We start from the raw sequence: 781 nt of genomic DNA on the forward strand, positions 1-781 counted from the left end.
TCAGAAAATAGGTGCTCAGTGATGTCTTCTTCAACGACCTCACCTTTGCACATCACCAACACACGATCGGCAAAGTGTTTCACCACGCCTAGGTCATGGGTGATAAATAAAATAGCCATCCCCATTTTTGCTTGAATCTCTTTAATCAGCAGTAGCACTTCCGCCTGAACAGTAACGTCAAGCGCGGTTGTCGGTTCATCGGCAATTAAGATGTCTGGTTCGTTAATTAGCGCCATGGCAATCATGATGCGCTGTAATTGGCCTCCAGAAAACTCATGGGGATACTTATCATAGGCTTGTTGCGGGTTCGGCAAATGAACCAAATCAAACAGTTCAAGCACACGTTCTTTGGCTTTGCGCTGATTGACTGAGCGATGACACATCATGGCTTCCGCCACTTGAATACCGACCCGCATGTACGGATTCAGTGAAGTCATTGGCTCTTGGAATATCATCCCGATGCGATCGCCGCGAATGCGCTGCATTTGTCGCTCAGTTTTGTCCAGAATGGATTCGCCTTCAAACATGATTGACGAGTCTGGATGGATAATGGCGTTGTCTGGTAGCAGCTTCATTAAAGCGTTGGTGGAAACTGATTTGCCGGAACCAGATTCGCCGACGATAGACAGCGTTTCACCCGCTTGTAGCTCGAAGCTAACATTCTTTACTGCATCGACGATCCCATCGTTTGTCGTAAAGCTGACAGACAAGTTGTTCACCGAAAGAATGGTTTGAGAAGACATCACGTATCCTTGTGTTTGATATAGCAAATAAACCTAGA

Annotated in this window: 1 protein-coding gene; it reads right to left on the bottom strand. The window is 46.4% G+C overall.

Annotated elements, in window-relative coordinates; genetic code table 11:
- Positions 1-743: ATP-binding cassette domain-containing protein (locus R7Z49_RS24440; protein ID WP_318112286.1), on the bottom strand; the 743-nt coding region annotated here is incomplete at its 3' end.
- Positions 744-781: the final 38 nt, after the last annotated feature.

Origin of the sequence: Vibrio sp. 1562 (genome assembly GCF_033340155.1) — a bacterium.
In the GTDB taxonomy this organism is placed as follows: Bacteria; Pseudomonadota; Gammaproteobacteria; order Enterobacterales; family Vibrionaceae; genus Vibrio; species Vibrio alginolyticus.